This is a genomic window from uncultured Umboniibacter sp. (assembly GCF_947497555.1).
Taxonomy (GTDB): Bacteria; Pseudomonadota; Gammaproteobacteria; order Pseudomonadales; family DSM-25080; genus Umboniibacter.
Genome location: NZ_CANMGY010000012.1, coordinates 1 through 26,395, shown reverse-complemented (window position 1 = coordinate 26,395; position 26,395 = coordinate 1). Strand labels below are relative to the sequence as shown.

Annotated in this window: 23 protein-coding genes and 1 tRNA gene; 15 read left to right on the top strand and 9 right to left on the bottom strand. The window is 48.5% G+C overall.

What is annotated here, in order from left to right; translation table 11 throughout:
* Positions 1 to 22 precede the first annotated feature (22 nt).
* Positions 23 to 98, top strand: a tRNA-Thr gene (locus Q0698_RS11965).
* Positions 99 to 237: 139 nt separating this feature from the next.
* Positions 238 to 1,089 (top strand): DUF1853 family protein, encoded by an 852-nt coding sequence (locus Q0698_RS11960; protein ID WP_298636888.1) that lies wholly within the window; start codon positions 238 to 240, stop codon positions 1,087 to 1,089.
* A gap of 454 nt (positions 1,090 to 1,543) precedes the next feature.
* Here Q0698_RS11960 and Q0698_RS11955 read toward each other — a convergent pair whose 3' ends face one another.
* On the bottom strand, positions 1,544 to 2,050 hold the full coding sequence (locus Q0698_RS11955) for a DUF1543 domain-containing protein (RefSeq protein WP_298636887.1): 507 nt from the start codon (positions 2,048 to 2,050) through the stop codon (positions 1,544 to 1,546).
* An 80-nt stretch (positions 2,051 to 2,130) separates the two neighbouring features.
* On the opposite strand from Q0698_RS11955, the gene Q0698_RS11950 reads away from it, so the two are divergent.
* Positions 2,131 to 3,192, top strand: coding sequence for a DUF2855 family protein (locus Q0698_RS11950; RefSeq protein WP_298636886.1), 1,062 nt, complete (start codon positions 2,131 to 2,133; stop codon positions 3,190 to 3,192).
* On the opposite strand, the gene Q0698_RS11945 is transcribed toward Q0698_RS11950, so the two are convergent.
* Positions 3,189 to 3,707, bottom strand: a complete 519-nt coding sequence (locus tag Q0698_RS11945) for a hypothetical protein (RefSeq protein WP_298636885.1) — start codon at positions 3,705 to 3,707, stop codon at positions 3,189 to 3,191. The genes Q0698_RS11950 and Q0698_RS11945 overlap by 4 nt on opposite strands.
* A gap of 250 nt (positions 3,708 to 3,957) precedes the next feature.
* Between Q0698_RS11945 and Q0698_RS11940 the strand changes: the two genes are divergently transcribed.
* Positions 3,958 to 4,842 (top strand): ABC transporter ATP-binding protein, encoded by an 885-nt coding sequence (locus Q0698_RS11940; RefSeq protein WP_298636884.1) that lies wholly within the window; start codon positions 3,958 to 3,960, stop codon positions 4,840 to 4,842.
* Between the two features lie 8 nt (positions 4,843 to 4,850).
* A complete protein-coding gene (locus tag Q0698_RS11935) occupies positions 4,851 to 5,852 on the top strand; it encodes an ABC transporter permease (RefSeq protein WP_298636883.1) in 1,002 nt (333 codons plus the stop codon).
* A 126-nt stretch (positions 5,853 to 5,978) separates the two neighbouring features.
* Here the strand turns inward: Q0698_RS11935 and Q0698_RS11930 are convergent, their stop codons facing one another.
* A complete protein-coding gene (locus Q0698_RS11930) occupies positions 5,979 to 8,219 on the bottom strand; it encodes a patatin-like phospholipase family protein (RefSeq protein ID WP_298636882.1) in 2,241 nt (746 codons plus the stop codon).
* Complete coding sequence (locus tag Q0698_RS11925) at positions 8,206 to 8,544, bottom strand: DUF962 domain-containing protein (protein WP_298636880.1); 339 nt, start codon at positions 8,542 to 8,544, stop codon at positions 8,206 to 8,208. The genes Q0698_RS11930 and Q0698_RS11925 overlap by 14 nt, the downstream gene beginning before the upstream one ends.
* 82 nt (positions 8,545 to 8,626) lie before the next feature.
* Between Q0698_RS11925 and Q0698_RS11920 the strand changes: the two genes are divergently transcribed.
* The gene (locus tag Q0698_RS11920; RefSeq protein ID WP_298636879.1) at positions 8,627 to 9,982 is read left to right on the top strand and encodes a M28 family metallopeptidase; all 1,356 of its coding nucleotides are present in this window, start codon (positions 8,627 to 8,629) and stop codon (positions 9,980 to 9,982) included.
* A gap of 158 nt (positions 9,983 to 10,140) precedes the next feature.
* Here Q0698_RS11920 and Q0698_RS11915 read toward each other — a convergent pair whose 3' ends face one another.
* Entirely contained in the window at positions 10,141 to 11,763 is a 1,623-nt protein-coding gene (locus tag Q0698_RS11915; protein ID WP_298636878.1) for an NAD(P)/FAD-dependent oxidoreductase, read from the bottom strand.
* A gap of 156 nt (positions 11,764 to 11,919) precedes the next feature.
* On the opposite strand from Q0698_RS11915, the gene Q0698_RS11910 reads away from it, so the two are divergent.
* Positions 11,920 to 12,663: an alpha/beta hydrolase-fold protein gene (locus Q0698_RS11910; RefSeq protein ID WP_298636877.1), complete on the top strand. Its 744-nt coding sequence runs from the start codon at positions 11,920 to 11,922 to the stop codon at positions 12,661 to 12,663.
* A gap of 127 nt (positions 12,664 to 12,790) precedes the next feature.
* Positions 12,791 to 13,207 carry a hypothetical protein gene (locus Q0698_RS11905; protein ID WP_298636876.1) on the top strand — a complete coding sequence of 139 codons (417 nt, stop codon included), beginning with the start codon at positions 12,791 to 12,793 and terminating at the stop codon, positions 13,205 to 13,207.
* Positions 13,208 to 13,287: 80 nt separating this feature from the next.
* Here Q0698_RS11905 and Q0698_RS11900 read toward each other — a convergent pair whose 3' ends face one another.
* The gene (locus Q0698_RS11900; RefSeq protein ID WP_298636875.1) at positions 13,288 to 14,649 is read right to left on the bottom strand and encodes an outer membrane protein transport protein; all 1,362 of its coding nucleotides are present in this window, start codon (positions 14,647 to 14,649) and stop codon (positions 13,288 to 13,290) included.
* Between the two features lie 224 nt (positions 14,650 to 14,873).
* The gene (locus tag Q0698_RS11895; RefSeq protein WP_298636873.1) at positions 14,874 to 15,605 is read right to left on the bottom strand and encodes an RNA methyltransferase; all 732 of its coding nucleotides are present in this window, start codon (positions 15,603 to 15,605) and stop codon (positions 14,874 to 14,876) included.
* 377 nt (positions 15,606 to 15,982) lie between these two features.
* Between Q0698_RS11895 and rlmE the strand changes: the two genes are divergently transcribed.
* From rlmE to Q0698_RS11880, 3 genes are all read left to right on the top strand, one after another.
* The gene (gene rlmE / locus Q0698_RS11890) at positions 15,983 to 16,603 is read left to right on the top strand and encodes a 23S rRNA (uridine(2552)-2'-O)-methyltransferase RlmE (RefSeq protein ID WP_298636872.1); all 621 of its coding nucleotides are present in this window, start codon (positions 15,983 to 15,985) and stop codon (positions 16,601 to 16,603) included.
* Positions 16,604 to 16,606: 3 nt separating this feature from the next.
* Positions 16,607 to 17,728 carry a 23S rRNA pseudouridine(2604) synthase RluF gene (rluF, locus tag Q0698_RS11885; protein WP_298636870.1) on the top strand — a complete coding sequence of 374 codons (1,122 nt, stop codon included), beginning with the start codon at positions 16,607 to 16,609 and terminating at the stop codon, positions 17,726 to 17,728.
* 158 nt (positions 17,729 to 17,886) lie between these two features.
* Positions 17,887 to 19,482 (top strand): ABC-F family ATPase, encoded by a 1,596-nt coding sequence (locus Q0698_RS11880; protein ID WP_298636869.1) that lies wholly within the window; start codon positions 17,887 to 17,889, stop codon positions 19,480 to 19,482.
* 90 nt (positions 19,483 to 19,572) lie between these two features.
* Here the strand turns inward: Q0698_RS11880 and Q0698_RS11875 are convergent, their stop codons facing one another.
* Complete coding sequence (locus Q0698_RS11875; protein ID WP_298636868.1) at positions 19,573 to 20,676, bottom strand: NADH:flavin oxidoreductase; 1,104 nt, start codon at positions 20,674 to 20,676, stop codon at positions 19,573 to 19,575.
* Positions 20,677 to 20,880: 204 nt separating this feature from the next.
* Between Q0698_RS11875 and Q0698_RS11870 the strand changes: the two genes are divergently transcribed.
* Positions 20,881 to 22,662 (top strand): PLP-dependent transferase, encoded by a 1,782-nt coding sequence (locus tag Q0698_RS11870; protein ID WP_298636867.1) that lies wholly within the window; start codon positions 20,881 to 20,883, stop codon positions 22,660 to 22,662.
* 25 nt (positions 22,663 to 22,687) lie between these two features.
* The gene (locus Q0698_RS11865; RefSeq protein ID WP_298636866.1) at positions 22,688 to 23,119 is read left to right on the top strand and encodes an Lrp/AsnC family transcriptional regulator; all 432 of its coding nucleotides are present in this window, start codon (positions 22,688 to 22,690) and stop codon (positions 23,117 to 23,119) included.
* A gap of 160 nt (positions 23,120 to 23,279) precedes the next feature.
* On the opposite strand, the gene Q0698_RS11860 is transcribed toward Q0698_RS11865, so the two are convergent.
* Positions 23,280 to 24,347, bottom strand: a complete 1,068-nt coding sequence (locus Q0698_RS11860) for a hypothetical protein (RefSeq protein WP_298636865.1) — start codon at positions 24,345 to 24,347, stop codon at positions 23,280 to 23,282.
* A 550-nt stretch (positions 24,348 to 24,897) separates the two neighbouring features.
* Here Q0698_RS11860 and Q0698_RS11855 point away from each other — a divergent pair.
* Together Q0698_RS11855 and Q0698_RS11850 are read left to right on the top strand one after the other, a co-directional pair.
* Positions 24,898 to 25,203, top strand: coding sequence for a hypothetical protein (locus Q0698_RS11855; protein ID WP_298636864.1), 306 nt, complete (start codon positions 24,898 to 24,900; stop codon positions 25,201 to 25,203).
* 324 nt (positions 25,204 to 25,527) lie between these two features.
* The coding region (locus Q0698_RS11850; RefSeq protein ID WP_298636862.1) for a hypothetical protein at positions 25,528 to 26,395 on the top strand (868 nt) is incomplete at its 3' end.

Below are 26,395 nucleotides of genomic sequence, written 5' to 3'. Positions count from 1 at the left end.
GCACTACTATGCGCGCTATCGAGCTGGTGTAGCTCAGTTGGTAGAGCAACTGACTTGTAATCAGTAGGTCGTAGGTTCAACTCCTATCACCAGCTCCATATCTTTAAAGACAGGCGTAAGCCTGTTTTTTTTCGCCTGTATATTTTCCAGTTCGAAGTTTGCCACCGCTCCGCTTGGGTGGGCTATCTTGAGATGGACTATCTTGCGGTGAGTCTATTCTTCCGTTAGCGTGGCATTATGAATCCATTTTTTTATGACCTGATGCAACCCAATCACCTCGCCAATCTGAAGTGGCTTGTCAATCCTGAAAGCTTTTCGCTTTGGGAGCCAACGGCTGAGGTTGAGAGGTTTGACACTCAATCTCTCTTTGCTGCAATTGAGCGGGACCATGGCCTATCCGACAGTCTGGAAGGCCTCGAATCCTTGCGACGTACAAGTCGTCTTGGCAAATACTGTGAATACCTCATCACTCATGCTTGGCAGAGAACTCTGCCGGAAACGGAGTCATTAACCGCAGGCTTACAGCTTCATCATGAGGGTAGAACGCTCGGTGAGCTTGATTTTATCCTCTCTTCGCAAGCCTCCCCTGAAGTTACCCATATTGAGCTGGCGGTGAAATTCTATCTCGCGGCTAATTTTGATGAGCAACTCCATGCTGTGGGTCCAAATCTCAAAGATAGTTGGCGCCTTAAACGAAAACATCTAATTGAAAATCAATTCCCCCGCGCACATTCGCCACAAAGTCCGCTTGCTAAGCTCGAGGGAGAGCTAAAACAGGCGGCGCTGCTGCCTGGTAGAATTTTTCAGCCCTTTTCGGGGCGATTGGATGAGAGCTGGATGAGTCAGGAACAGTTTCTTAATTACAATGTGGGCGAAGAGTGGGTGGTCGTGCCTCGACTCTGCTGGCCAGCTCCACGCGAAGCTAAGTTGTTGAAGGTATTGAGCAAAACGGACTTGATGAGTAGATTGAGTGAAGTGCCTGTTATGGTTGCTAGTGTTACTGCAGGGAAGCTCATTGAGGTTGGTTTTGTGGTGTCCAATGATTGGCAGCAGCAAGCTATTTCAGCACTTGAAAATAATTCTATTTGAGATGAACGTTTGGTTCTTAAACGAGTCTATTGAATAGGCTAAGAGGATTTTTAACGTGTATCAGGTGGAATGAATCTAGGGAAGAATGTGGCGAGTGGGTTGCCCCAACTCGCGCTGTCTATAATACTTTATTAAACGGCGCCTACTTCTATTCGCTCTTATTATTTATAGTTTTTGTCTTGCTATTCTTATTGTTATTTATTGTTTTTGTGTTGTTGTAATCTATTTTTATTATTTATTGTTTTTATTATATTTGTTGTCTTTTTTTATTATTTATTGTTTTTATTTTTCGAAACGTCATTGTTAGATGACACGTCCTGCCAGAGTATTAGCTAGAACCGTGCCAACTTTTTAAAAGTCTATATTTCTGGGGGCTTTGACGCCGTTATAGTGATTTTGTGCGCCGCGCAAAATGAAGTCAGTAATGTTACCTATTTGATAGATTTGTTACTGGCTAGCGGTCAATGGGTCTGTACCCATACCATGTTGGTCCTTGCATGACCGCTGTCGCATCCGGGATAAGATGAATGTAATGACGCTCAAGAAGATTCACCTCAATACAATTGTCAACATCGTAAAGGTCGTCACGGTGATTCTGTTCGTAGCTCGCAAGTAGCTGCTTCAGCGCAAGCTGTTTCGCCTCATGGCTATTGTGACAACCGTAAAGGCCTATATCATGAAACTCGAGGAACTTTCCAGGAAGATAGCCACCAACATTCACAAAGAATAGCGCTGGCGAATTGGCGGCAGGAGCCTGATGTGAAACCTCGATGCGATACCCTTCAACTGAGTTAATTTCTGTATAGCTATCAAGATGTAAGCCCTTGGCATCCCCATACCATTCTCTGCGCAGTTGGTCCAAACAGGCATCGATTGATGCGCCTACGACAAAGCGGACGTCGTGTACTTCAATATTAGAATTGCCACAATTTCCGCCCAATACAGCCATAAAGAGTTTCATCTCGAGTTTCTCCGTAAACTAATGTTATCGTTACTATATCGCAATACAGCAGAGATGTTGCTAAAGGAGATAGATCAGCAATGAAGGTATTTGAAGTCGCTAAGCAGGGGATCAGCCATGGCACCGTGGTGCAGTGTCCGAAGAATTCGGTAGGGGTAGATGAAGTTCGCCTCAAGGTCGACAGCTTTAGCCTCACCGCGAATAATGTGAGCTACGCGTTGGCGGGAGATAGTTTGAAATACTGGGATTTCTTTCCGGCTACTCAGGCAGAGAATGGTCGAGTGCCAGTGATGGGGATTGCAACCGTTGTCGAAAGTCGGTGTGAGAAGGTTAAGGTAGGTGAACAGGTTTGGGGCTGGTTCCCAATGGCCGACGAGATTATAGCCCTCCCGTCCGATATTAAGGGCTCTGGCTGGGTAGACAGTCACCCGAAGCGCGGTGCTAATGCGCCCATTTACCGCCATTATGAGCGACTTCCTTTCGGGTTCAAATATAGCCACTATGAGCACGCGCTAAAGGGGTTGTTTACGACTAGCTGGCTGTTGGCGTCATGGTGGCGCAGCGAGACTTTTTTGGGAGCGAAGACGGTATACGTCACCAGTGCTTCGAGTAAAACTGCGTTAGCCTTGGCGCATGCTTTGAAGGACGATGATATTCGTTTGGTGGCGGTTACCTCTCCTGCGAATGTTGAATTTGTTACGTCGACCGGATGTTATCAAGAGGTGTTAACCTACGATGACGACTTATGGCTAACCACGGACAGCTTAGTTGCTGATTTCGCCGGGCGAATTGACTGGGTAGATCGCTTAGCTGACACTTGCCCCGAAAAACTTAAATGGGCGTCGCTTATCGGGGCAACTCACGGTACACCGACAAGTCGGGGTAAAGTCGTGCCAGACAGAACGCAATTCTTCTTCGCGCCAACGGAGTTCGAACGTCTAAAAAACGAAATAGGTGGGGGTGCATTAGCAATGGCTCTGATCTCATCACTGAGAGAATTTGCGGCGTGGTTTGAGCCGCGGCTTGAGTTAACGTTGATTGATGCGTTAGAGCCGCTGGTGAAGGTTTTTGATTCGTTAGTAAATGGTGAGGTTGCACCCTCAACGCTGTTGATTGTGCAACCCAATGAGCAGGTAGATTAACAGTCATCCTCAATCATTGCGGCCACGATGGCAACGTCGTCAACGTTGGTCGCAACTCGCATTTCGCCTTGCTCAGTAGTGACTTCTTCATATCGTCTATCACCGACTTCAGCGACAAAAAGCTGGCCTGATGCGTTAGCCACATAATAGGCTACGTCGTGCTGAAGTGCAGCGCTGCGGTCTGAGTGGTTTACACGCTGGTTGTCCAAATTCGAGTATAAATCACCTGATGTTCGGAAAAGCGCTGCAGTTTCAGCTCCCTGTGGATGGCCCACGGAAACTTTACCGATGTTTCGGCCGGTGGGTAATTGGTCATAAACAGCGAAATAGCGGTCGTTTAACTCATAAACCTGACCAAGAACCATTGCATCGGAACTGATTGATTTTGGGTTGGTTTCATTGAGCGTAGAAAGAATGGCATCTTCAACGGACTCATAACCAGGCTGGCAATTATCAGCCAAAGCAATATTTGAAGTCATTAGTACAGCAGCAGTCGTAGCAATCCAAGTTTTCATGATTATCTTCCTTAAAAAAAACAAAGGGCGGTAAGTCTCGTGACAACCGTTGGGGGACCCTTTGTAGAGAAAGACGCAATGAGTTTCGCTTTGGATGCAAAAAAAGGCTGAAAATGGTGAAAAAAAATGAAATTAGATCATTTTGAATCTAAATATTACTCGTGCTCGTCTACCTTGATTGGGTGCTATGAAAGTTAGCGTGGTTCACGCTATAGTCTTAAGTCAAAACAGCCATCAGCTATGGATTCTCATGACCGACGTTATTCTCTCTGCACAGCACGTTTCCAAGCACTATGCGGAAGTCACTGCTGTTAATGACCTCAGTTTCGACATTAAAGCGGGTACGTGTTTTGGGCTTCTTGGCCCCAATGGTGCAGGCAAGACGACAACTATTGAGATCTTGGAAGGTATCCAGCTTCCAGATGCCGGAGAGGTCCTGTTCCGAGGTAAACCCATTAGTCGCGATTATGCACAGCGTATTGGGATTCAGTTTCAGAGTACCGCATTGCAAGACTTTCTAACGGTTCGTGAATCACTGGAATTATTCGCAACCCTATATCATGAGCATCTTCCGTTGGAACAGCTAATTGAAGACTGTTCTTTGAATGATTTCATTGATCGCGATAATCGTAAGTTGTCGGGAGGCCAGCGGCAACGGCTCTTATTGGCGATTGCATTGGTTAATGACCCGGATTTAATTTTTCTAGATGAACCCACTACTGGCTTAGACCCTCAGGCTCGACGACACTTCTGGGAGCTCATTGAACGGATTAAAGCCCGTGGTAAGAGTATTCTGTTAACAACTCATTACATGGACGAAGCCGAATTCCTGTGTGACGAAATTGCTATCGTTGATTCCGGCTCGATTGTGGAGCAGGGTACGCCGAGGGAATTACTAGCGAAGCATTTTGATGGGTCATTAATTAAGTTGCCTGCTGGAACAGATCTTTCGAGTTTAAATATTGCCTCGGTAATGATAAACGCCGGTGACTTTCTGCAGTTCTCTACGTCGGAGGTTGGTGAAACGGTAAATCAGTTAGCGGCGAAGGGTATTCCGTTGGATGGCTTGCGGATTGAGTCGCCAACGCTTGAGGATTTGTTCTTGTTATTAACTGGTCATTCACTGCGAGCTTAGGAGATACGATGAAAGCATTTTTAGCCATTCTTAAGGCGCGTAACATCGAATTTATCCGCGATCGAGCTACATTGAGTTGGAACCTACTCTTTCCAGTGTTATTGATTGTTGGCTTCGCCTTCATGTTTGGCAGCGATGATAAGGCGCTGTATAAGGTTGGCGTGGTTGAAGCGGTGAGTAGTGAGACACTCGTTGCTGAAGTAGCCCAGTTAAAGTATCTCGAGGCTGTTCCATATCCTAATTTAGAGGATGCGATGCAACGGCTTCAGCATCATCAGATTGATGTTATTTTGGGTGACGGAAACTATTGGCTGAATAGTGATTCACCAAAGAGTTACGTGGTTGAGCGTATGATTCTATCGGTAACCGATGCGCCCTTAGAGGCGAAACCGGTTACGGGTGAAGCCATTCGTTACTTAGATTGGGTGGTGCCTGGAATTCTGGGAATGAATATGATGTTTAGTTGTTTATTCGGAGTGGGCTACGTGATTGTTCGCTACCGAAAAAATGGCGTCTTGAAGCGATTTCAAGCTACCCCGGTGAGTGCTATCAGCTTTTTAGCCGCGCAGGTTGTTTCGCGCTTAGTGGTAGTTACCCTGTTAACCAGTGCAATCTTTATCGCCATGGATCTCATGTTTGATTTTGTGGTATTGGGGTCGCGCTGGCTGATGTTGCTGGTTGTGATATTAGGAGCCGCTTCCATGATTAGCCTCTCGTTATTAATGGCCTCGCGCACACAAAGCGAGGAATTAGCGGGAGGGCTACTAAACTTGATTACGTGGCCGATGATGTTGCTATCTGGGGTCTGGTTTTCTCTCGAAGGGTCGCCCGAAGCAGTACATTGGTTAGCCGCATTGTTTCCATTGACGCACATGCTAGAAGCGGCACGGAGCATCATGTTAGATGGCGCGACTCTATCGGACATAGCGATGCCCTTGGCGGTTTTATCAGGAATCTGTATTGTGGCGCTTTCACTGGCAGCCCGTTTATTTGTTTGGCGTCAAAATTAATGAGCCTAATCAATTAGGGTGACAAAAATATGGCCATGATAACGGTACTCTTAATGCCACCAGAATTATGCCTGCTATGACTCCGTGTGGTGGTTATTTAGAAACGTAGGTTCCCCCAGCTGGCCACTAAAACTGACTACCCAGGTAGAAGTAAAAGCTATCGAAACCCCCTTCAGCTTTTGCATAAGCGATGTAAATTGGCCCAAGCGGACTGTCAACGCCAGTGAATATAGAACCCGATTCAATTAAGCTCTGATGATCAATCTGGTCTCGTTTATCCCAGACATTCCCAATCTCATAACTTGCGCCAAGGTAGATCGGCGATTTAAATAAACCGAAATCGTTTTCCAGTAGTCGATACCTGTAGACGATGTTCGCATAGCGCAGGTGATTACCGGTTAAACTGGAAGGTGGCAGGCCTGATAAATTTAAAAATCCGCCTAGCTCGGATTGTCGAATAGTGACTTCTTCTTGGTCAGACCGAAGGCTTTCTGCTCGGACTTGACCACTAAAGGTATGGTTGCCGATGGAGTGAACCTCCAGCCAAGTCGCCTCCATTAGTTGCGGAGTACCTCGGCTGCCGTCAACCGAGTCTCTACGATCCTCAAAACGCATTTGGAATATACGCCCCTTCCTCGCGAAGGCTGCACTATCTAAGCTGTCGTAAAAGTATTCAGCATAGAGGCCTTCACTATTATATTGAACTCTGCGACCGTCAAAAACGGCATCGCCAATATCGGGTAGCGCGACATATCCATCGGTATACAACAAGCCCGCTTCAATTCGTGATCTGTCACCGAAATTCCAGCCTTGTCCTAGGGATGTCGTGACATCACTTTGAATGCTATAAGCTAGCAGGCTATTTTCTGTATCAATATAGAGCTGATTGCGTTCATATGTGACGCCGGTAGTAATGTAGTGATTGAGTGGCGCCCATTCCAACGGGAAGTAGAGGTCAGTAGAGATAAATTTGTCTGTACCACCAATGACAACCGTTCTCCACTCGGCGCCAAGGTCATTAATATTGGTCATTGTCCAAGCTGCACCCAGCGAGAATTCGCTTGAACCTTTATAGTCGTCCTGCATTTGGAACTGGAAGTCTAAATAGCCCGGCCCCCAGCTTTTTTCGGTGGCACCGATATTAAGAATCTGGCCTTCTCTAACATCTACCACGTGATAGTCGATTCGTTCGAACACATCCAGTGCATAGGTACGATCAACACCTTCCTGTACAGCGCTGTGATCGAGCTTGTCGCCAATGTCAAAACCCAAGCGCTCGATGATTATGTCATCTCGAAGCCGGGAGTTGTTCTCAACATTAATTGCCACAACTCGGAATTCAGGCTCGGCTAATGCGTCTCGCTCCGCGGCAAATTCATCCCAGGAGGATTGAGGAACATCGATCTCTGCAATGGCCGTTCTTTTTGTATCGGCTTCGTTGTAGCCAACCTGAATTGATGTTGAAAAGGCGCTGAAATCAAGCATACCTACCGTGTCATTTCTTGGAGTTAATAGAATGTCATTCTCGCCAAGTAGCGTCTTTTGGTGTTCAACATTAGCCTTAATAGAGAAGTTGACTAACTGATTGAGTACTGCAACCGATGAAGTGAGTTGTTTGCGGGTAGGTAGAGCAGTGCCGATATCCACAGCTATGATAATGTCGGCACCAAGGTCCTGGGCGACATCTACCGGTAAGTTATTTGCGATACCGCCATCAACGAGTAGACGTCCATTGTATTCAAAGGGGCGAACAACACCTGGGATGGACATGGATGCTTGCATGGCACTGAACAGCGCGCCGCTATCGATAATGACGGCTTCTCCAGTTTCGATGTCTGCGGCCACGGCTCTATAGGTAATGAGGAGATCGTCGAAACTTTTAAGGTCGGGAAGGCTGCCAACAGAACGTTGTATGAGCTCGCCCATACGCTGCCCTTGTGCTACGCCTTTAGGAAATTTGATTTCAGCGCCATCGAAACCAATCTCGGGATTGATGGGGAATTCATCGGTTTGGCGCTTGCGTCGAAATGGCATATCCTCACGTTTCACCGAGTCATTAAGCCCCTCTTCCCAAGCAGTAGAATTAAGGATTTCTTCAATTTCTTCAGGCGTCTTCCCCATGGCATAGAGACCACCGATGAAGGACCCAATGCTCGTACCAGTAATAATATCAATCGGAATGCCTTCTTCCTCTAGTACCTTGAGTACTCCTACATGCGCACCTCCCCTTGCACCGCCTCCGCCGAGGACTAAGCCAATGCATGGTCGCTCCTCTGCAGGGGGACAATCCGCCGTTGCTTGAGTTGATGCAACCAGCGCGACGACAAGGAGTAGAAGAGAGGGTAGAGAGGTGTTAACTATCTTCACGGTTTAGTTCTCGACAACGGTTAACTTCTTCAGGCATTTTGCCCCGAAGCATATATGCGAACATTTTGAAGTCCCCCCGAAGAGACCACAATGGATATTGGAAGGTTGCGGGTCGATTCTTCTCAATAAAGAAGTGACCTGTCCAAGCGAGACCATACGCAATAAAAGGGATAGCTATAAACCAGTAAATGCTGCTGGTAACGCCAAGATAGATAAGCGGAAAAATAAGCGAGGTGCCAGCAAAGTGGAGCGCTCGAGTAGACGGCTTCGCATGTTCGCGCACGTAGTGCGGCCAAAAATCGTTAAAGCTAGAATAGCGTTTCACGAAACCCCTCTCATTTATTAGACCAATATCGATATTATATCGTACAGTAAAGCTTATCGAATGCAAAAAGGCGACTCCCCAGATGACGTTTAACAAAATAATTGTAGCGACAACAATATCGCTTCTCTCTATCCCATTCGCGAGTGCTCAGTCTGTACCGCCGGCGGAAGACATCAGGTTATACGATATTGGCCAATCGGCTAATGCTGAGCGACTGCATCAAGATGTTGAGAAATTAGTGGGCTTTGGAACGCGTCACAGTTTAAGTGAAACGGATTCCGATGATTCGGGGATTGGTGCCGCTAGACGTTGGATTACCGATGAGTTTATGGCTATTTCAGCTGCATGCGGAGGATGCCTCGAGGTACGATTAGTTAGCGATACCGTTGAAGGTCGGCGTATACCAACGCCCACTGAGATCGTCAATGTGATCGCGGTTCTTAAAGGGCGTGAAGATTCGAATCGTTATGTCGTCATGTCAGGAGATATCGATTCGCGTGTGAGCGACCCGCTAAATAGTACTTCAGGTTCGCCGGGAGCGAATGACAACGCCTCAGGTGTCGCCGGAGTTCTTGAGGCTGCTCGGGTCCTCTCGCAGTATGAATTTGAGGGAAATGTGGTGTTTGCTGCACTGTCTGGTGAGGAGCAAGGCCTATATGGTGGAAAAATCTTAGCGGATTATGCTGCCGGTAAAGACTGGCACCTGCAGGCGGTGATTAATAACGACATGATTGGTAATATCGCGGGCATCAATGGTGTCATTAATAATCACAGTGTCAGAGTTTTTTCCGAAGGGGTAAAAATTAGTGAAACCCCCGAAGAGGCTCGCGAACGCTATTTCAGCGGCGGAGAGAATGATTCAGCTTCCCGAAACTTAGCGCGTTTTATCAAGGTGCAGGCAGACCAGTACATGACCAACTTAGATGTGATGTTGGTTTACCGTTTAGATCGATTCGGGCGAGGTGGGCATCACTTTCCCTTTAACCAGGCTGGCTATCCGGCGGTTAGAATCATGGAAGTTAACGAGCACTATGACCGCCAACATCAAGATCTTCGTAATGAAGATGGACGGCACTACGGCGATACCATTGAGTATGTGGACTTTGATTTCAATGCCAAACTGACCTCACTGAATACGCTGTCATTAGCTGCCTTGGCTTGGGCACCTGCTCCGCCGGCCGACGTGACAATATCGGGCCAAGTGGCGCCAAGCACAACTTTAAATTGGCAGCCCGTTGCGGGTGCGGTTGGCTATCGTGTTCATTGGAGGCTAACTACGGAATCTGAATGGACTCATTCCCGCTGGGTGGGTGATGTAAGCGAATTCACCGTAGAGAACATGGTTATTGATAATTATCTATTCGGCGTAAGCTCGGTGTCAGCAGGGGGGCATGAGAGCCCAGTTGTCTTTCCGGGCGCTGCAGGCGACTTCTATTAATTGACGGGGCGTTGGCGATTAACGTTAGCCGAATCCTCAGGCCTTTATCGAAGGATGAGTGGGATCACAGGTCATTACGACGAAGACCTGTGACCCTTGATCTCGTGGCGAGCTTGTTCTTTTTAACAGGCTATCGATGGGCTTAACCATTCACTGACCTAAGATGCTTTCGCAAAAATCTGCTTCGCGAGCTTCAAGGAGCTTCGGCCGCCGAGTTGAATCGCGCAGAGTACCCCGCCCATCATGGCTCCTACCACTCCGCAGGTCATCACGTCCTGCCCGGAAAGATATAGGCCCTTAATGGGAGTCTTCGGCCTGAGCCATGCCTGGTCAAAGCGTTTAGGGTCATGGTTCAACCCATAGATCTGCCCCTGCTCGTAGCGACAGAAGTAATCGGTAGAAAGCGTGGTTGAAAGTTCATAGTAATCAATCTTGCCGCGAAGCTGCGGCAGTTGAGAGTAGAGTTGTTCCAGTAAGCGCTGAGAAATTGATTCCTTTAGCGCCTCGTAATCCTCGCCGCGATTACCCCAAGGTTTATCAGCCCAAGGTGCGAAGGTCTCATGTAATCCCGGAGCGACAATTTCAATGGTCGACCGTCCCGGATAACGATTGAGGAAGTCCGGATCTTTAGCCGAGGGGAAGGAAATATAGACGAGTGGGTGAGGGCTCTCGGGATCCTTCAGAAATTCGTCTACGTGCGTTTCAAAACGTTCGCTGGGGTAGAGCCATAGATTCGTCTTGGGCAGCTCGAGCGCCTCAGCCGTTTCCTGCAAACCAATATAGAGACAGACACTGGCCATTGACGGTTCAACATGGCGCATATTTTCAACTACCTTAGGCGGAACCACTTCTGGCTTCAGTAGTTTTTGGTAAGTGTTGATCACTCCCGCCGCGCTAACTACCGTGGCACAGGGAATGGTGTGTCCATCGGCCATGCGAACCCCGGAGACTCGGTTATTGTCTACTAAGATTTCCTCTACCGAGGCGTAGGTGAATACATCACCGCCCGCTTTTTCGATAGTGGGGATAATCTCGGTTGCCATGACGGCAGAACCGCCGACGGGGTAGTAACCACCGTTAATATAGTGGTGAGCGATCATCGAGTGAATAACAAAGCTCGACTGCGCTGGCGGTAAGCCACAATCACCCCATTGACCAGCTAGCACGGCAATGAGCTTTTGGTTGGAGGTTAGACTCTCAAGGACATCCCGTGTTGGCCGATTCAAGTCATCGTCAATCCTACTAGACAGAAATCGCTGAGTGATGTTTAGCAGCCAGAGTGGCAACAGCTTAGCAACTGAGTAGAGCTTAACCGCCTTGCGGACGCGGTAGAGGCAAGCTATGTATTGATCAATAGCCTGTTCTTCGCCAGGGAACTCATTCTTGAGAGACTGTATATAAGCGTCTTTGCCCGCCACGAGGTCATAGGATTCATCACCTAGGAAAATTCGATCAAAGGTGCTGTCCATGGGAGCCCATTTAATGCGCCCCTCACTAATATAATCAAAAGCTCGCCGACCCATGGTGTTCTCGGTGCCCATATCACCGATGTAGTGAACGCCTACATCCCACTCATAGCCATTGCGTTGGTAGGTATGGGTTAAGCCGCCGGCCGTATAGTGTTGTTCTAACACGCAGACCTTTTTACCCATTTTAGCCAAACAAGCAGCAGTGGTTAGCCCGCCGATGCCTGAACCAATGACCACTACATCATAGGATTCCTTCAATCGATTAGCGCGATACCGCCCGCCAACGCGAATAGAGCTTGGAGTGAGAGCCATGGTAGATCCTTATTATCATTTAACCTCAGTGTAGCGAACTCGAAGTCAGCCGCGCAAACTAAACTGGCAGATCTTAATAATCTAAACCAAGATTGGAAGAGACTGTAGTTAGCGATATAGGAAGAAGCTCTGGTTAGCAAGAGCAGAGGCGAGCGTATGATTAGCAAAAAATTGAGTTTGAAATTATCAGTTGCAGTGGGGGCTGCGCTGGGTCTAATACTCTCGGCCTGCACATTCATTGCCCCGGCTAAGGCGCCAATGGACGTGGTTGTCTACAGTGACCCAGAAGGTAGTGATACGCTGGTGGTGATGTTACCGGGTGCTGCCCAATGGGTAGAAGAGTATGAAGAGCAGGGTTTAGTAGGTCTTATCGAGCAGTGTAACGCCAACATCTCTCTCGTTGGGGCACAAGCCTACTTTGGCTACTATCGAACTAAGACTATTGTTACCCGCCTTCGCGAAGATATTGTTCTGCCCGCCATGGCCAGCGGAAAAACCAATATTTGGCTACTGGGTACCTCCATGGGTGGGGTCGGAACGCTACTTTATAGGGCGAAGCATCCAGAGGAAATCAGCGGCATTATGGCGATGGCGCCCTATGTGGGTGACGAGGATGAATTGACGGCTTACCTGAATGCCGAGGAGGATGCGGATGATAACAAGATGGCAATCATCTGGCGTGATCTACAGGCTAGTGCCGGCGACAACCCAGAAATTGTGTTGGGTTATGGCTCCGAGGATGGCCTAGGCTTTGGTATCCGCTGGTTAGCGTCCATGCTGCCACCGCAGCGTGTTCATCAGCAAAGCGGTGGGCACGATTGGGAAACATGGATGGCGTTGTGGCCAGCAATGCTTGAATCCTCTGGAATATGTAGCGATGCTGTTAATACCGCCGCGTGACAAGTTCGCAGAAACACGGTTAACTAGACCTAATTACCGCAGATATTGCATCGTAGCCTACCCGCTACCATCCACTATCTCTTGATAATTACATTTTAAGACTTATAACAACAATAAGGAGTCTGTTATGGCTGCACCAAAGTGGCTACTGCCCGTCGCAATCGTTGCTGTGTTATGGAATTTGATGGGGCTGTTCGCCTTTGTCATCGATCTAATGATTACCCCAGAGTTAATTGCCGCATTACCCGAGGCCGATCAGGCTATCTACGCGGCGCGCCCAAGCTGGATGATATTGGGCACAGCATTAGCTGTGATTGGCGGGACATTAGGGTCAGTAGGGTTAGCTATGAAGAAGTTGTGGAGTGTTAAATTCTTCGTGATTTCACTCGTTGGCTTAGTGATACAGGATATCGCCTTAGTGATGATTGCAATGGAGGTAACGCTTGCGCTTGCCGTTATTATTATGCAGTCCGTGGTGGCTATTGTGGCGATTGACCTGTGGTTTATTGCCCGTAAAGGCGGCCAAAAGGGTTGGCTAGTTTAGCTGACGCCTTGTATTCGGCATAAAAAAGGGCGGTGATTCCACCGCCCAAGCTCCGAGTCTTACGGATTCAAAAATTCCAACTACCAGCTAAAGCCAACTTCTATTTCAAACTGACTCATGGTGAGCTCGATAGTTTGCGTAGGATCAAACAAGCTAGTTCCTTTGACGGACGATTCAGGTGCGTACATTAGTGCCACCGAAAGAGTCTGATTGTTTGCTAACTGCTGCGATACACCAAAGGTGAAATGCTGTTCAATTACCCCGGGTGCCAGAATGTTTAGCAGTACATCTTCGTTGCTAATAGGTTGGTCGGCATGGCTGTATCCGCCGCGGAAGGTAGTATTGGCCATTCTCTCAGGCTGCCAGGTCACACCAAGCTTAACCGCATCAACGTCACTCCAGCCAAAACCGAAACCGTTAGCGCCGCCAGCACAGTTGCTGACATTGGTACCACCTTGTCCTGCGGTAGGGCAGTTGAAGACGAGGGTTGATGAGTTGCTGACTGACGGAACATCGCTGTAAAAGGTGCGCTCGCCATCTAAATGGATGCTTAGCTGCGGAGAGAATGCATAGCTGGAACCAACTTTAAATGAGGCGGGGATGCCAAAACTTCCCCCTTCAGCAAAGAGATCGCTGTACTGGTCAAACTCACTCATAGTGATTTTGCTTTGATAGCTCGTAGCCAGAGATAGGGCGTCCGTTGCCTGCCAAATTACGCCAGCTTTGGCGCCATAACCGTAGCTATAATCGCTGCCGTTATTAGTCAGATTGGTAGGCGATACCGTACCGCCACTCTCAGCGAAGCTCGCTGTGTAGGGGCCGAATGCACTCAGTCCAGTGGCTTCGAACCGCTGGATGGCTACCACTGGAGCTAGGCCAAGGGTTAGCGAATCGAGTTGGACAGAGTAGGCGGCTTCGATAAACATTTGACTTAGATTAACGCCCGTGTCTCCCGAACCAAAGGTTCCAGGGTAAGTGCCCACGCCAGCAGGGCCTGGGCCGTCAGGATCAAAGCTTGCGCTGCCATCGATGTAGTTGGTGTTCATCCCACCACGCCCGTAGAGTGAAAAGGTCACTGCGCTGTCTTCGCTAAGGCGCCAGTTCTTCGCTAGGTAGGGGATAGCAAACCAATTACTTTCGCTCTTAACCGTATCGGGCTCGAGGGTGAATGCCCCACCATTGCCGTTCGCTAAACTCGATGATGCCGTGTATTCACGGCGTGGAGAAAAGAGCGCAAGACCCGCGTTCCATTGATCTTCTAGGAGAGCGCCTGCCGCAGGATTACTTGCGGCATCAATAGCCTGAGAGGGCTGGGCCAGACCTGCGCCAGCGAGAGCTTTGTTATGGCTGCCAATTCCGTGGGTAAAGTAACCGTTGGTGGCGTTTGCTCCGGCGGAGATTGCCAGTAGCGAGATAGTTGCGGCAAGAGGTAAAGCTTTCATACTACTAAGATCCAATACGTCAATAATTAGCAGTGATCTTATATGCCTCAAAGATATAAATAAATTAAATCAATAGATCGTTTGGCGATAACTAAATAACTGTTTTTTTGCGGCGTTGTGCACTTGAATGCACTATCGAGGGAGGAGATAGAAAGTACGTATTGAGCGGGTACCAAGGCACAAGCACCCGACGAGATTTACTTGCTTGTGAAGAGGACGCCTAGCTAGTCACTGAGTTGAAAGGCGGAGATGTTTACCGCGCTAGCGAGGTTCATTGACTCAATCGCGCCACAGCCAAGGATGGAAAAGGGCGATGCGTTGAGCGGAGCTAAAAGCTCGTGGGGTACGCCCCTCGCCTCGTTGCCGAAGATATAGCATTGATGCTGGTTGAACTCCGGTGTGCGAATATTCTTACCATTAATATCTAGGTAGGCGATTTGCTTGAATCGAGCCGAGAGATCCTCAACACCCACATCAAATTCCATCGGCACATGAAAGATAGCTCCCATGCTTGCTCTGACTACCTTAGGATTGAAGGGGTCAGCGCTGTTCGGACTCATGATGATCTTAAAGCCCCCAAACCAAGCTAGTGATCGCAGAATAGTGCCTAAGTTACCGGGGTCCTGCGGCTCATACAGATAGATGGCTTTTAACGACGCATCAGTCTCAGTCCCAGAGCGAGTTTTATCGGGTAGGGGCACGCGAGCAATAATGCCCTGGGGCGTTTTGGTATCGGAAAATTGCGCCATCCGAGTGTCAGAGACCTCGATGACCTCAAAGTCGCTCTCCCAATTAGCGTATCGCTCGGTGACATAGATCACTGTTTCTAAGAGCTGAGGTTGCTCCTTCGCCGCCTTTTGTAGTTCTAGAATTAAATGCTCACCTTCCACTAAGTAGAAGCCAAAGCTTTGACGATACTTCTTGTGCTTCAATTTACTTAAGTCATTGAGTTTCATTGCGGGAGCGTCCATGTGGAAAGAGGCGTTAACATTGAGCAAGTAGCTTGGCTTGCAGTATAACAGGGCTAAAGCGAAAGTGACTATTTTAGGGTTTGAGGTTTGAGGTTTGAGGTTTGAGGTTTGAGGTTTGAGGTTTGAGGTTTGAGGTTTGAGGTTTGAGGTTTGAGGTTTGGAACCATCATCTGCGGCATAGAGTTAGGCTACACTTTCGAACGGGATGACAGTCTGCTCAGATAAGGTAGTCATGATGAAGGCAAATGCGCTGATATAAGCAGCTTTCCGCTTTGATCAGCTTGTCATAGCTAGGTACAATGCGGCAAACCCCTTTAACGGATGAATGTCTATTCATCTTCCACGCGAGTTGAGATAAAAAGATGGCCCGATCTAAGACCAGTGCTAAGTGGTTGCAAGAACACGTTAATGACCCCTACGTTAAGCAGGCTCAGGTAGACGGTTATCGCTCGCGCGCAAGTTACAAGCTGATCGAAATCAATAAAAAAGATAAGTTGATTAAGCCAGGCATGCTGGCGATTGATCTAGGTTCAGCGCCGGGAGGCTGGTCGCAAATCATGGCGCCGTGGGTTGGCTCTAAGGGAAAAGTGATTGCCTCGGATATTTTGCCCATGGATACCTTAAATGATGTCGATTTCATTCAGGGTGACTTTACCGAAGATGAAGTCTTCGAACAAATCATGAGCGCTATTGATGGTCGGCCAGTAGATGTTGTGGTGTCCGATATGGCGCCCAATTTAAGTGGTGTGAATGCCGCTGATCAATACTCGTCTATGTATTTGGTGGAATTGGCATTAGATATGGCCCGTAAAGTACTCAAGCCCGGCGGCAGTTTCTGCGCCAAGGTCTTTCAAGGCGTTGGCTATGAGGAATATCTCAAGGAAGTTAGAGAATCATTCGATAAAGTACTGATTCGCAAGCCAGCCGCATCCCGACCGCGTTCGCGCGAAGTTTACTTAGTGGGCAAAGGATTCAAGGGTTAACTGATGTTTACTAAGACCGATACCCGCCTTAATAAGTACATTAGTGAGAGTGGCCTTTGTTCCCGCCGCGATGCTGATAGATTTATCGAGCAAGGTAATGTCTACATTAACGGCAAACGCGCATCGGTAGGTGATCGGGTCAATCCGGGAGATCAGGTTCGCGTCAACGGTCAGATGATTGAGCCGCCGGAGCACGATGAGTTCGTCTTAATTGCCTTGAATAAGCCGGTGGGTATTGTTAGTACAACCGATAGTGATGACCGTAACAATATTGTTGATTTTGTGCGCCACAGTACGCGAATTTTCCCCATAGGACGTTTAGATAAAGATTCTGAGGGGCTGATTTTCCTTACTTCGAACGGAGACCTGGTAAATAAAATCCTTCGCGCGGGCAATAACCATGAGAAGGAATATGTGGTCACCGTCCACAAGCCAGTTACCGATAAATTCATTGATGGTATGGCGAATGGCGTACCCATCCTTGGTGAAGTGACTAAAAAGTGTAAAGTCAGCAAGGAAGGCCCTAATAGTTTCCGTATCACCTTAGTGCAGGGCTTAAATCGTCAGATTCGTCGTATGGCCGAATACTTTGGCTACGATGTAGTCAAGCTGCAGCGTGTTCGAATTATGCACGTTGACCTCAAAGGTTTACCCGTAGGTGAATGGCGTGACTTCAGCCAAAAAGAGCTGGATGTCCTTGAAAAAGCGATTGAAAATTCATCGAGTGAAGCACAGCCCGGCAAACGGAGTCGTGCGAAAGGTGGGCGTTCAGCCAATAGATCGGGTGCTGGCGGACAGGCTGGGCGCAGCAACTCGCCTAGCAGCAGAAATGGCGGTAGGAATAGTGGCTCTAGCGCCAAGTCAACGGGCCGACGAGGTGATGGCGCTCCCGCTCAACGCAATGGCTCAGCAGCCAAAAAAGGCGGGTCTCATACTAACAAAGCTGGTGGGCGAGCCGTCGCAGGAAAAGCAGCGGGTGGGCGCAACGCCGCAGGTCGTTCGAGTGGTGGTAGAGGGGCGGGGCCGGCCAAGGCAGGAACTGCTTCACGAGGCGCAGGTGCTGGCCGTGGCGCACCTAAAGGAAGGGCTGCGGGTGGACGAGGCGGCAAGTCGAGTCGCCGTTAAGCTAGCCCTGTGCTTTCCCGTTCTATGCGAATCACCTAGCACACTACCGATAACTGCTAACTTGTTCATCGCCGCCGCTATCCGTATAGTGGCGCCACATTTACTATTGGCTTCACCGTAATCCTACGTTGACGGTGTGCGCCCACAAGGAATTCCCTTTGATTACTACCGCAAACATCACCATGCAGTTTGGTGCGAAACCGCTATTTGAAAATATTTCCGCTAAATTCGGTAACGGCAACCGCTATGGCCTGATTGGTGCGAATGGTTGCGGCAAATCAACCTTCATGAAAATCCTCAGTGGTGAACTGACTCCAACCGCGGGCAACGTTTCCTTTGAACCGAACTGCAAGCTGGGTGTGCTAAGCCAGGATCAGTTCGCCTATGAAGCTTATAGTGTGGTGGATGCCGTTATCCAAGGTGATGCGGAGTTGTGGAAGGTTAAGAGCGAGCGCGATCGTATTTACTCGCTGCCAGAGATGAGTGAAGAGGAAGGGATGCTAGTTGCTGACCTTGAAACTCAGTTCATGGAGCTTGATGGCTACAGTGCCGAGAGTCGTGCCGGTGAGATTCTTATTCAAGCGGGTATTGAAGAGAGCTATCACTTCGGCCCCATGAGTGAAGTAGCGCCGGGCTTGAAAGTTCGTGTGCTCCTGGCGCAGGCGTTATTCGCTGAGCCCGATGTGCTGCTCTTAGATGAGCCAACCAACAACTTGGATATTCACACTATTGGTTGGTTGTCGAATGTCCTGAATCAGCGTAAGTGCACCATGATTATTATCTCGCACGATCGTCACTTCCTAAATTCAGTGTGCACGCACATGGCAGATATTGACTACGGTGAGCTTCGCGTTTACCCAGGAAATTATGACGACTTCATGGAGGCTTCCACAATGAAGCGCCAACAAATGTACGCGGACAACGCTAAGAAGTCCGCTGAAATTGCGGAACTCAAAGCGTTCGTCGCGCGCTTCAGTGCGAATGCGTCGAAAGCTAAGCAGGCCACGTCACGAGCGAAGAAGATTGATAAAATTCAGCTAGAAGACATTAAGCCGTCTAGTCGTCAAACCCCATTTATCCGTTTCGAGCAGCATAAAAAGTTACATCGTTTAGCGCTCGAGCTGGAAAATGTGGGGCATGGCTATGAAGAAGGTCTTCTGTTCTCCAAAGGCAACGCTATTATCGAAGCGGGTGCAAGAATTGCAGTGATTGGTGAAAACGGAGCGGGTAAAACTACACTGCTTCGCTGTTTAATGGGTCAGCTAAGCCCTCAACAGGGTAACGTTAAGTGGGCGGAAAATGCTGAGATTGGCTATGTCCCTCAGGATGTCACTGAACATTTTAGCAATGACCTGACGCTGTTTGAGTGGATGTCGCAATGGCGGACACCAAAGCATGACGATCTGGCGGTTCGGGCAATGCTTGGCCGATTGCTATTTAGTTCGGACGACATCAATAAGAAGGTTTCCGTCTGTTCAGGTGGTGAAAAGAATCGCCTGTTATTCGGCAAGATGATGATGTTAGATATCAACGTATTGATTATGGATGAGCCTACCAACCACTTAGATATGGAATCCATTGAAGCCTTGAACATGGGGCTGATGGGTTTTGAGGGTACGTTGGTATTCGTGAGTCATGACCGCGAGTTCGTGTCTAGCTTGGCAACCCGTATTATTGAAATCAAAGATCACAGTGTGGTGGATTTCCAGGGCACTTACGACGAGTATCTGTCTAGCCAGAACGCTGAGTTCTAAGGCTAAAAAACCCACATGCACTAACGTCACAGTGAGATCAATCTAGGCGAATGATTCGCCTAGATTGATAGTAAGAGCAAGTTCTAGTGACTAGACTAACTTCATTAACTGCTCGCGATTAAAGCCAACGATTTCGTCAAAGCGTCCATCGCGTAACTTAGTTGCCCATTCTGGATCAGCAATAAGCGCTCTACCTACTGCGACGGCATCAAACTCGCCAGAATCTAAACGCTCACACAGTTCATCGACATTGTGCGCCTCGGATGTTGTGTCGTTTTCAACCATATACTCCATAAAGTCGGAATTTAGGCCAACACTGCCCACGGTAATCACCGGTACATTAACGAGTTTCTTCGCCCAGCCCGCTAAGTTTAGGTTCGAACCTTCAAACTCTGCTACCCAATAGCGACGTGTGCTGCAGTGAAGAATGTCCACGCCTGCATCAATTAAGCTCTGAAGGAAAGCCTGAAGTTCTTCTGGCGTTTCGCATAAGCGAGCGGTGTAGTCTTGCTGTTTCCACTGTGACCAGCGGAAGATAATTGGGAATTCTGGGCCCACCGCTTCGCGGCAAGCCGCGATAACTTCTCGGGCAAACTTAGAGCGAGCCTCAAGGTCACCGCCGTAGCTATCGGTACGCTTGTTACTTCCCGCCCAGAAGAATTGATCTATCAGATAACCGTGCGCGCCATGAAGTTCGATAGCGTCAAAACCTAAAGACTTAGCATCGGCAGCGGCCTGTGCGAAGGCTGCTACCACTTCATCGATGTCTTCTTGAGACATCCCTTTGATGAGTAGTTCGCCGTTCTTCTGCAACTCAGAAGGGCCATATGCGGGTGCTTCAGGGAAAGGTTCTACACCTTTGCGGCGAACATTCCCCACATGCCAAAGCTGCGGTGCGATCTTACCGCCAGCTGCATGCACGGCGTCAACAACTTCCTTCCAGCCTTCTAAGCCTTGGCCGTAAAACTGCGGCACGTTGGGATAGCCATTAGAGCCCTCGTGGTTCACCACGGTTCCCTCGGTAATGATCAGGCCTACTTCGTTCTCGGCGCGGCGACGGTAGTAATCAATCACTAACTGATTGGGAACGCCACCTGGCGAAAAGCTGCGTGTCATGGGGGCCATCACGATGGCATTTTTTAGGGCGAGCGGCCCAAGTTGAACAGGCTTAAATAGTGAAGCGCTTGAAGACATGGTAATTCCTTAGATTCATCTCATCATGATGACGAAGCATTCTACATGGTCTGCGAAAAATTGGATTAGTCTATTACCGAAGGGAGGGTCGAGCTTAAATTATAATTTGTGTATTCGATTATATAAAACATTGAACATCAACAATATAACCTATATTTTATTCGGTATATTTTACTATAAATAGAATAAAAATAAGGTATAGCTATGAGCGATAAGAATCTATCGGCAATGAAGAACCTCTCCCCGCTGCGCAAGACCAGCCATGCTCAGTCGGCCCTAGAGCTTGCTCGGGAACAGTTACAGCACTTTGGTATTGACCCGAACAGCGAATATGGTGAGGCGCTGATCGCCACCACGAATAATCTTTATAAGGCTCAGGGCAACTTACAGTCGCTTTGGGATGTGACTACCGCAACCCTGCCTGCGCTAGATCAGAGTGATCGAATTCGTTACTTCAATGCTAAAAAATTCCTCGCCTTTCAAATGGCGAAACTGCTGGATAACCTTCAAAACCCGTTTCGCTCCGTCTATCAGCAGTTTGACTTCGGTCCTGCTACACAGCTTTCGAAGGGTAGCTATCCCATTTTCGACAATGTTCCCGCGCTCTTTTCTGCAACCCCGGTGGTTGTTAAAACGGCAACCTATATTTATGCCTGTACCGAGTGGGTAGATGATGCCTTTACGGGTAGAGAACCAACGCACCAAATTTATAGTCGCCTGCTCAACCCAACCTCCATCGCGCTGGCCAATGCTATTGTTGATTTAGAGGCAGGCCCGTTTACTCAGGAATATTTGGCTTGGAACTATAATTCCGGGATGGCCGCCATTGACGGTATTTTGAGTAATAAGTTACGCCTCGGCGATGTGTTGATTGTATCGCGTAATGTGTATGGCGGCGTGCACCAACTGCTGGTGGACTATTTTGCTCAGCGCCAACGCTTGGATATTCAGATCGAGTGGTTTGACGAGCTGGATGCCTCGAGTTTCGAGGCCTTCTTGCATGACGTGAAGGTGCGCCATGCTGATCGACTGCAGCAGGCAAAGCTGCATGTGTATCTCGAGTCGCCCTGCAACCCCCACGGCTACGTGTTAGATGTGCCGAACATCTGTGCGATCTCCCATCGTGAAGGTCACTGCGTGATTCTAGATTCAACCTTGGCAACACCCTTTTTACACCAACCGCTACAGCGGACGAACCCCGATGAAAGGCCCGATTATGTGGTGCATAGCTACACCAAGGATCTATCAGGTGGCGGCTCTACCACCGCGGGGGTTGTGATTGGCAAGATCGAGACCATGTTTATGCCCAAGGGCGAAACCATTAACGGAGTTAAGTGGTCGGATACCATGTTTTGGGACGTCTATTACATCAAAGGCGCCTTCCTTGATGCCGATAAAGCGGCGGAGGTAATGAGCGGAATGAAGACGCTGGAGCAACGCATGCTTCATAAGGGCATTGCTACCCGGGTGTTTACCGCGTTCTTAGCGTCAAACCCAATGGTGCGGGTGAATTCCAATGCCGTGCCGGCTCATCCTAACCACCAACAACTTTTAGACAGTCATTATCTTGGGTTGCCTTCACCTCTGTTTACCGTCGATTTTGAGAATGCGAACGTAGATGTGGCAGCGTTTAAGCGCTTTTTTGATGCACTGGAGCCTTGTTTTAGTCATCAGGTGAGTATTGGCCAAACGAATACTCTAGTTCTATGCCCGGCGCTAACTTCTCATTCTGAGCTGTCCGGTGGTGCATTGGCTGATGCCAATATTTATCCCACGACCATTCGGATCTCGATGGGGACAGAAGATGTTCGTGAGCTGATGGCTCACTTATATCTGGCTGCGAAAATCCACATTGATCCGCTGTGCGAAGGCTTTAGTAGTGGCTTTGATATCGACAATATGGATGCGTTACTGTTGGCCGAGACTAAACGCGTATATGAGCAGCACGTTGGGGCAGGAAAGTCCCTGAAAAAACGGTTAGCATAGATCTTTTATTCTGAGGAAAGCTTTGATGAGCACATTAGATGCCGTGGATGCCAAAATTCTGCAACTACTCGGTAGTGATGGCAGAATGACGAACAAGCAGTTGGCAGCCGAGCTAGGCGTTGCTCCGTCCACGGCGCTAGAGCGAGTTAAGCGCTTAGAACAAAACGGGGTCATCACCGGCTATCGCTGCGAGGTTGATCCTCATAAGTTAGGTGCTCACTTACAGGTCTTGGTCTCTATTCTATTGAATCATCATACCCGTGATTCAGTAATGAGCTTTCTGAATTTTCTCAATGAACAGGAAGAGGTGCTAACAAGCTTTCATACAGGCGGTGATTATGATGTGGTGGCTCATGTAGCTCTGGTGGATACATCCCAGTTGCGAGAGTGGATTTTCGATACCTTGACCAATCATCCGGAAGTGAAGGGCGTGCAAACAGCGGTGGTGTTTGGCTGAGGCCGAGCTGCGGTAGCAGTCGGCCTGAACAGGAATCTAATAACTAACCTTGAATTTCAAAGGTAAAACGGTTGCGTACGCGAGGAGTTGCAACGGGTTGGCCGTCAATGAATCGCGGGGCGTAACGAAATGCTTCATATTCTTTTAAAGAAGCTTTTAGCTACCGACGTATCCTAAATAAACCGTGCGATAATTGATCTACACTGAAGCTTGGGTTTTCTTGAACCTCGATATAACGCATCATTCGGTCGTAGACTTCCATGAGCGATGGTTCAGCTGAAGCTACCAAATCGTAATGTTCAATGCGATCAATGTCTATTCCTACAATATATTGGTTGTTACTGCCAATTCTTGAGTAGCTCAACGGAAACGAAGTGTTAAAACATATCACTGAAAGTTTAATATCACTCATTGCGAGAAGGTAAAGAATGGCGTCTAAACCAAAAGCGCCCGATAAGTGATCGTCGAGGTTTAGCGCTAAATGTGGGCGGCCGGCGATGAGGTGTTTTATCGCTCCACGAGTGAGTACGCGGTCTCTCTTATCCTGTCGGTATACAACAATGTCCTGAGTATCACAGTAGGGAATAAGGTCATTCACGATACGAACTAATGTTCGAGTGGGTTTCGACGATTTATAACGGCCTCTATGAAATTTGTCGGAGCCAATAGGTCTCATTGCGACTAGCGTCAATTCCTTAATCTGCAGACGATCAAAGAGCTCCATTACCTTCTGAGCCTCGTGAAATAGAACAGGGTATGAATTCCTGATGTGATGAAGGTTTTCAGAACTGACTAGCTGTCCTTCGATCTTCTCGGGGATGTCAAGCAGATGTAAGCGATCAAAGCTGAGAGAATGTCTAGCTTCTATTTTGTACTTTCGTAATAGTCTGGAAAACGTATGAGGTTCTAGGTATCCGATCGCAAAGCTGTCCTCGTAGCTTGAAACCTGAATATTGCCTAAGTCGATTTCATCGAGAATTAAAGAAATTTGTCCGATGGTACTAGGATGCTGGCGAACTACGATATTGATAGATTCACCGTGGAAGCTCTTGATGTCCTCAAGGAGAAAAAAATCCTTTTGATAGATAAATCCCGTCTCTTCAACAAATGGTCGAGCGCCTTCTGCTATAGCTAGCAGAGCTTCCTCTGATTGTTGACGATAGTGTTCAACAATCAGAAGCCCTAACATCAGGCTTTGGCCCGAATTAATGTAAATAATATTTAACATGGTACTTCCTATTAAAAAATCAAAATTATATTGCTGTAATTTAAGTTCTAGGGTCGAGCCGACGAAGTGAGAGGTATTCTAGCGGTTAGTTGTTATGTCAGTCGCGTACTCTCTATCGCGGGGTTATTGTCACTCGAGGCCAAGGTCGATTCATACTGCTGATTAGCTTGATTAATTTGGGCTGAACTCGTCTTGGCTTTTCCAAGAAATGTTAGGATAGCCGTGGCTAATGAGGCGGCTAACATGCTCTTTATGCTGGGCTCCATACTTAAATGTTTCGGCAAAATCCAGTTTTAGTCGATGAGTCATCATACCCACAGTGATGGTTTTTTGGAAGCTGATTACCCTCGCAATCGGAGGTTGATTTGAGGTTGAGAGACGCAGCACGTTTCGGAAAAATTAGTGGCTTTGCATGAGCCACTCGATGTTCTTCCAAGGCGATTCAATTTAAGGTGCGAATTAACCAACCAAGCTCACAGATTCCACCATAGAGCAGAGATGGCAGCCTAACGAGTGAGTAAACTTTGCCGAGATGTAAGGAAAACTAAACATGAAAAAGCTAGTAATAATGGCCGCAGGCCTACTATTCATTGCGGGGGCTAATGTAACGCAGGCTAAGCCCGTTAGTGCTCACCAGCTACCGCCTGGCTTGGAGAAAAAGGCCAAGCGAACAGGCGAATTACCGCCAGGTTGGCAGAAGAAATTGGCGGTTGGCCGAGAGCTTGATATTGAGGTGGTTGCGCATGCGGAGGTTGTTATTCCGCTAGGTGCTGATGGGGCTTTAACCATCGAGGTTGAAGGGCGCGTGATCAAGTTGGTTGAGGCGACTCGGGAGATACTGGAGATTATTCAATAGTCTTATTTGACGCTGCTGAGTTTAGTGTAAAAGGCATGGCGAGGAGGTAGACTGTTTTCTTCTTGATGGCGCCATAACAACGCTACTGAAAAAAACTTCAAATTTCACGAAGGTTACTAAGTATATGTGTTGACGGGTGATCACTAAATGGGAAGGATAAATATGGCCCGCTCGGCGCGATTCGAACGCGCGACCTACGGCCTGAGTACGACGGAAAGTAATTCGGTGGACAGTCGCTCAACCACCACCCTCAAACGTGCCGACGGCAAAGTGGATCGCGTTGTGGATTCGCTCGATGGCGAGATCCGCTTCACCTACGATGCCATGGGGAATCTCACGCGTACCGATGCCGTGGCGGATGGGACAACGATTCAGACGTTGATTAGCTACGATCATCGCGGTGTCAAAACCGGTATGACCGATGCGGATAAAGGGACGTATGCCTATGTCACCAACGCCTTCGGCGAGCTAACCCAGCAAACGGATGCTCGGGGTAACGTGACGTCCATCGGCTACGATCAATACGGCCGTAAGACGTACCAACAGGTCGTCCACGGTTCGGAGAACGACGATAACATCAACGAGCTAACCTTGTACCGTTATATGGATCCAAACACTTCCCACGGTAGTGCTTTCAACAGTGGTGTGGAGCGTTTAGGGCAACTCATCGAAGTGGCCCACGCGAGTGGTGCCAGTTCCTACAGTACAGGGGTGAGTTTCGATACCTTTGCGGCCAATGACGCGCAGTATCACGAGCAGTACCAACTTGACGGCTACGGTCGTGCCGTGGGCACCGTGCGTATGGTCGACGCCAATCTCGCCGTGGCAGGTGATGAGGAAATGTTCCATACCTTCACCAACTACGATCAGTACGGCCGAGTATTCCAGCAGTTCGATGCCGCCAACGAGGACAGTGCGGTCCAGTATGAATACAACCAATACGGATTCGTCACCAAGCTTTGGGACGCACGGCGCGTCAACGGCGAGCTGACTAACTACTTCCAAGAAACCTTGGCGGTCGATCCCCGTGGCAAGGTGGTCCTCGAGGCCCGTGGTGACAATAATATGGTCCGCCGCTACTTCGATGTGAATGGGCAAATCATGCTCAAAATCACGTCGCCCGGTGGCATAGTGATTGATCTCGCCAGCGATAACGCCAACTACCTTGAATACGTGCAATACCGTTGGGATG

Excerpts from the sequence above, each read along its gene's own strand:
- Q0698_RS11960 (WP_298636888.1), top strand. The coding sequence starts at position 238 with ATGAATCCATTTTTTTATGACCTGATGCAACCCAATCACCTCGCCAAT.
- Q0698_RS11955 (WP_298636887.1), bottom strand. The coding sequence starts at position 2,050 with ATGAAACTCTTTATGGCTGTATTGGGCGGAAATTGTGGCAATTCTAAT.
- Q0698_RS11950 (WP_298636886.1), top strand. The coding sequence starts at position 2,131 with ATGAAGGTATTTGAAGTCGCTAAGCAGGGGATCAGCCATGGCACCGTG.
- Q0698_RS11945 (WP_298636885.1), bottom strand. The coding sequence starts at position 3,707 with ATGAAAACTTGGATTGCTACGACTGCTGCTGTACTAATGACTTCAAAT.
- Q0698_RS11940 (WP_298636884.1), top strand. The coding sequence starts at position 3,958 with ATGACCGACGTTATTCTCTCTGCACAGCACGTTTCCAAGCACTATGCG.
- Q0698_RS11935 (WP_298636883.1), top strand. The coding sequence starts at position 4,851 with ATGAAAGCATTTTTAGCCATTCTTAAGGCGCGTAACATCGAATTTATC.
- Q0698_RS11920 (WP_298636879.1), top strand. The coding sequence starts at position 8,627 with ATGACGTTTAACAAAATAATTGTAGCGACAACAATATCGCTTCTCTCT.
- Q0698_RS11915 (WP_298636878.1), bottom strand. The coding sequence starts at position 11,763 with ATGGCTCTCACTCCAAGCTCTATTCGCGTTGGCGGGCGGTATCGCGCT.
- Q0698_RS11910 (WP_298636877.1), top strand. The coding sequence starts at position 11,920 with ATGATTAGCAAAAAATTGAGTTTGAAATTATCAGTTGCAGTGGGGGCT.
- Q0698_RS11905 (WP_298636876.1), top strand. The coding sequence starts at position 12,791 with ATGGCTGCACCAAAGTGGCTACTGCCCGTCGCAATCGTTGCTGTGTTA.
- Q0698_RS11900 (WP_298636875.1), bottom strand. The coding sequence starts at position 14,649 with ATGAAAGCTTTACCTCTTGCCGCAACTATCTCGCTACTGGCAATCTCC.
- Q0698_RS11895 (WP_298636873.1), bottom strand. The coding sequence starts at position 15,605 with ATGAAACTCAATGACTTAAGTAAATTGAAGCACAAGAAGTATCGTCAA.
- rlmE (WP_298636872.1), top strand. The coding sequence starts at position 15,983 with ATGGCCCGATCTAAGACCAGTGCTAAGTGGTTGCAAGAACACGTTAAT.
- rluF (WP_298636870.1), top strand. The coding sequence starts at position 16,607 with ATGTTTACTAAGACCGATACCCGCCTTAATAAGTACATTAGTGAGAGT.
- Q0698_RS11875 (WP_298636868.1), bottom strand. The coding sequence starts at position 20,676 with ATGTCTTCAAGCGCTTCACTATTTAAGCCTGTTCAACTTGGGCCGCTC.
- Q0698_RS11870 (WP_298636867.1), top strand. The coding sequence starts at position 20,881 with ATGAGCGATAAGAATCTATCGGCAATGAAGAACCTCTCCCCGCTGCGC.
- Q0698_RS11865 (WP_298636866.1), top strand. The coding sequence starts at position 22,688 with ATGAGCACATTAGATGCCGTGGATGCCAAAATTCTGCAACTACTCGGT.
- Q0698_RS11860 (WP_298636865.1), bottom strand. The coding sequence starts at position 24,347 with ATGTTAAATATTATTTACATTAATTCGGGCCAAAGCCTGATGTTAGGG.
- Q0698_RS11855 (WP_298636864.1), top strand. The coding sequence starts at position 24,898 with ATGAAAAAGCTAGTAATAATGGCCGCAGGCCTACTATTCATTGCGGGG.